The organism is Cobetia sp. (assembly GCF_983723665.1).
Genome location: NZ_CFDJES010000128.1, coordinates 4,195 through 7,826, shown reverse-complemented (window position 1 = coordinate 7,826; position 3,632 = coordinate 4,195). Strand labels below are relative to the sequence as shown.

General features: G+C 59.4%; 5 protein-coding genes. 1 reads left to right on the top strand and 4 read right to left on the bottom strand.

The annotated features are described in order from the left end of the window. The 3 genes from AC4FAH_RS11850 to AC4FAH_RS11840 all read right to left on the bottom strand — a co-directional run. On the bottom strand, positions 1 to 296 hold a 296-nt coding region (locus AC4FAH_RS11850), incomplete at its 3' end, for a TRAP transporter large permease subunit (RefSeq protein ID WP_490246079.1). Beyond that, on the bottom strand, positions 293 to 808 hold the full coding sequence (locus AC4FAH_RS11845) for a TRAP transporter small permease subunit (RefSeq protein WP_213115218.1): 516 nt from the start codon (positions 806 to 808) through the stop codon (positions 293 to 295). The genes AC4FAH_RS11850 and AC4FAH_RS11845, both read right to left, overlap by 4 nt. Positions 809 to 889: 81 nt before the next feature. Then, positions 890 to 1,948 (bottom strand): type 2 periplasmic-binding domain-containing protein, encoded by a 1,059-nt coding sequence (locus tag AC4FAH_RS11840; RefSeq protein WP_213115217.1) that lies wholly within the window; start codon positions 1,946 to 1,948, stop codon positions 890 to 892. 330 nt (positions 1,949 to 2,278) lie between these two features. On the opposite strand from AC4FAH_RS11840, the gene AC4FAH_RS11835 reads away from it, so the two are divergent. Then, positions 2,279 to 2,887, top strand: a complete 609-nt coding sequence (locus AC4FAH_RS11835) for a helix-turn-helix domain-containing protein (protein WP_213115216.1) — start codon at positions 2,279 to 2,281, stop codon at positions 2,885 to 2,887. A 136-nt stretch (positions 2,888 to 3,023) separates the two neighbouring features. Here the strand turns inward: AC4FAH_RS11835 and AC4FAH_RS11830 are convergent, their stop codons facing one another. Further along, the gene (locus AC4FAH_RS11830; protein WP_213115215.1) at positions 3,024 to 3,419 is read right to left on the bottom strand and encodes an RcnB family protein; all 396 of its coding nucleotides are present in this window, start codon (positions 3,417 to 3,419) and stop codon (positions 3,024 to 3,026) included. Positions 3,420 to 3,632 lie beyond the last annotated feature (213 nt).

Here is a 3,632-nt window from a genome sequence, read left to right as displayed (position 1 = left end):
ACGCCCAGCCCGCCGGGCATCCGGCGCGTCCACAGATGGATGGCCCCGAACAGTCGCTCGGCAATGCCGGAATTCTCGAGCATCGCGCCCATGAAGATGAACAAGGGCACGGCAGCCAGAATGGAATTGGACGCCGTGTCCTCGATCTTGGTCAGCAGTTGATAGGCCGCGGCATCCCCGAACTGGGCAACACCGAAGATGGTGGCGACGACGATCATCGAGAACGCGATCGGGAAACCGAGCACGATCAGCGCGATGAGCGCCGGGAACATGATGAGGGCAATGAAGTCGCTCATGAGGACACCTCCGGGCCAGGACCGTGGCCCAGCAACGTGCTCCAGAGCTTCAAGATCTCCGCGGCCACCTGCAGCGTCAGATAGACAAAGCCTAGCCACCAGACGCCGAAGACCGGCCAGATCACCGGATTCCAAGCAGAACGCCCGGAGCGCTCATTGCTGAAGAACGCCTCGAGCGCATAGAGCCACAGCTCCCAGACAAGCCACATCAGTACCGGCAGCAACACCACATAACAGGCCAGATGAACTCTCGCCCTGAGACGCGGTGCAAAATTCTGGCTCAACACATCCACACTGACGTGCTGGCCGACACGCAGGGCATTTGCCATGCCAAGCATGAAGATGGCGCCCATCACCATGTAGCTGATTTCAAACGCCCATAAGGTGGGCTTTCCCAGCACATAACGACTGAAGACTTCATAGACCAACGCAAGCACCAGCGGCAGTATCAAGACTGCCCCCAGATACCCGGCCCAGCGGGTCTGGCGCTCAATGACAGCGACGATTTTCATGGCAACTCACCAGGATGATGACAAGGGAAAAGCCCGGGCGATACAGGCATCGCCCGGGCCAGGGACATCATTCAAGAGGACTCAGCGTCCCATCTCCCCGATCGGCAAACGGTAGTCCTGCCAGGTCGTCATGCTCTGTCTGAAGGTACGTTGTGACTCAAGCACACGTGCGAACCACTCATTCTCGCCCGCCTTCTCATCTTCCCAGGCACGGGTCTCTTCGTAGATGGCATCGATGAAGGATTGATCCAGCTGCACGATTTCGTTGGGGCCTTCCTCCAGCTCCTTGAAGGCCTTGAGATCGGCAAAGGAGCTATCCAGCCAGGACTCGAACACGCTCAGCTTGCCCGCGAGACGCAACTGGTTCTGCTGGGCTTCGCTCAGCCCGTCCCAGGCATCGACATTCACTTCACACTCCAGAATGCCGCCCGACTGATGGATGCCGGGCAAGATGACGTACTGCGCGACATTCTGGAAACCCGTCGGCTTGTTGAGCTCAGGACTCCCCCACTCCGCGGCATCGATTACACCGCGATCCAACGCCGTATAGATGTCACTGCCGGCCATCACCACGGTAGAGGCCCCAAGACGTGAGGCGATTTCAGCCCAGGCACCCGAGGTTCTCAGGCGTAGACCCTGGAAATCTTCAAGCGTCTGCACCTTCTTGCTCGAGTGCAGGAAGATCTCGGTGCCCAGGGTCGAGCACGGGAAGGCCACGACGCCGAACACCTCGCGACGGAAGGCTTCATAGAGCTCGACACCGCCGCCCTCGTACATCCACAGCATGAATTCTTCGGGAGTCAGACCGCTGGAGTGCCCGGCCAGCAACGCTGCCGTCGGGTCAGTTCCGTAGTCATAGTTGATGTAGTTGTGGCTGATCTGTGCGACACCGGACTTCACGGTATTGGTGACACGCAGCGCGCCGCCCAGGGTGCCGCCGGGGAATACCTGGATGCTCACGTCCCCATTGGTCAATTCGCTTGCATAGTCCGCGAAGGTCTTGGCATCCCGTTCAAGCCAGGGCCCGCCGCCCCACGGGGTCGCCATCTTCCACTCGATGTCCGCCGCCTGTGATGTGGCAGTCGCCAACAGGCTGGCAGCGATTCCCATGCCGATGAACTGTTTCTTGAAGTTGTACATTATTGTTTTCCCGTAATTATTTTAATTAGCGCGCAATGCCATGCGCACCTGCAGGCGAATGCCTGATGCAGGCTGAGGACTGATACACGCCCAGTGGGCGGCCACTGTGGATTGCGCATTCGCCTCCACAATTGCATATACGCAATATTGGGTCAAATATGGATATCAGGCTCGACATTTTGCTCATGGGAGCCCTAAATGGACGCCATCATGGCGGCCATGGCTCACTCCCTGGCCGCTGCATGACCCGGTGACACACGCCCTTGTGCCACCCGGACACAGCGGCGACATACGCCGCCCCGGCAGACGAACCCGATGGAGCACGCTGACATGACACCCCACCAGGAAACGCCAATCGCCCTGAAGCACAGAGAACGCAAGGCGGGCGCCATTGGTGACAACCTCAAGGCACTACGCAAGGAGAAGGGACTGACCATCGCGGCCGTGGCCAGCGCGTCAGGCATCTCGGCGGCCAGCGTGTCGAGAATCGAGAATGGACGTATCTCGCCGACCTTCGAGGCGATCGTGAATCTCGCCAGGGGCCTGAAGGTGGATGTCAGCGAGCTGTTCTATCACACGGAGGACGCGGCATTTCGGGGTTGGCTCGCCTTGACGCGAGCGCAGGAGGGAGAAGTCATCGAGACGCCCAACTATCGCTATCGACCGCTTTGCAACAACGTGGCGTCCAAGGAATACATGGTATTGGAAACCACCGTGCTCAATCGCAGTCTCGAGGAGTTCGGCGGCCTGCAGAAACATTCCGGCCAGGAACAGATCATCGTGACCAGCGGCGAGGTGACGGTCTGGACCGAACTCTACGACCCCATCCAGCTCAAGGTCGGTGACAGCCTGGCCTTCGACAGCACCCTCGGACACGCCATCACCTACAACGGTGACACCCCGGCGACCATGACCTGGGTATGCAGCGCCTACGCCTGAGAATGCTGCCCGGGCCTGACGTGCGTTGGCAGCCTCGCCATGTCAAAACGTGAACGACAAGCACGAGAAAGGGCCTCACTGGAGGCCCTTGTCTTTGGTCTTGCTGACTTACTGACGTATGAACACGCGGCTGGAATCAGCGATTGAGAATGATGGCCGTGATCGCGCCACCCGCCACCGCAGCCAGCACATAGCGCCCATCGATATTCAGCCAACGATGCCCGCGCGGCGGTTTGGACAGATGACGATGGTGCCAGTCCTTCACCCAGTAGCGGCTGTCGGAGTAGTAATGACGCGGCAGGTGGTCGCCACGGCGCCACTGGTGATGGCGTCGCGCTTCATGACGGCGGCGTTCATGATGACGCTGCTGCTTGTGGTGCTTCTTGTGCTGTTTGCCATGATGGCCGCGGTCGTGGTGGCCATGCCCACGGTCATGATGCCCTTGGCCTCTATCGTGCGGTCCTGCCTGAGCCAGCGGGGCTCCCAGCAGCGTGAATATCATCATCAGAATGGTCAGTGTGCGCGTTCGCATGGCTGGCCTCCTCGCCTTGCCCCGTCGCCAATCAAGCGCCGGGAGTCGTGTTGGGGGCTTCCTGATTAGGAAACAGTGTTGCGCAACCTTAGCGAGAACTGGGGAACGCCGCAAGATGTCTCATTTTTCTCGTTCTTTGTCGTTATTTCATGCACTTTCCGTCGCATTGTGCCGAAAACGATGTCGCCACTGACCAACACCCACCTTTATATG

What these genes read in the sequence shown, in the direction of transcription:
- AC4FAH_RS11845 (WP_213115218.1), bottom strand. Translation starts at nt 808, where the DNA reads ATGAAAATCGTCGCTGTCATTGAGCGCCAGACCCGCTGGGCCGGGTAT.
- AC4FAH_RS11840 (WP_213115217.1), bottom strand. Translation starts at nt 1,948, where the DNA reads ATGTACAACTTCAAGAAACAGTTCATCGGCATGGGAATCGCTGCCAGC.
- AC4FAH_RS11835 (WP_213115216.1), top strand. Translation starts at nt 2,279, where the DNA reads ATGACACCCCACCAGGAAACGCCAATCGCCCTGAAGCACAGAGAACGC.
- AC4FAH_RS11830 (WP_213115215.1), bottom strand. Translation starts at nt 3,419, where the DNA reads ATGCGAACGCGCACACTGACCATTCTGATGATGATATTCACGCTGCTG.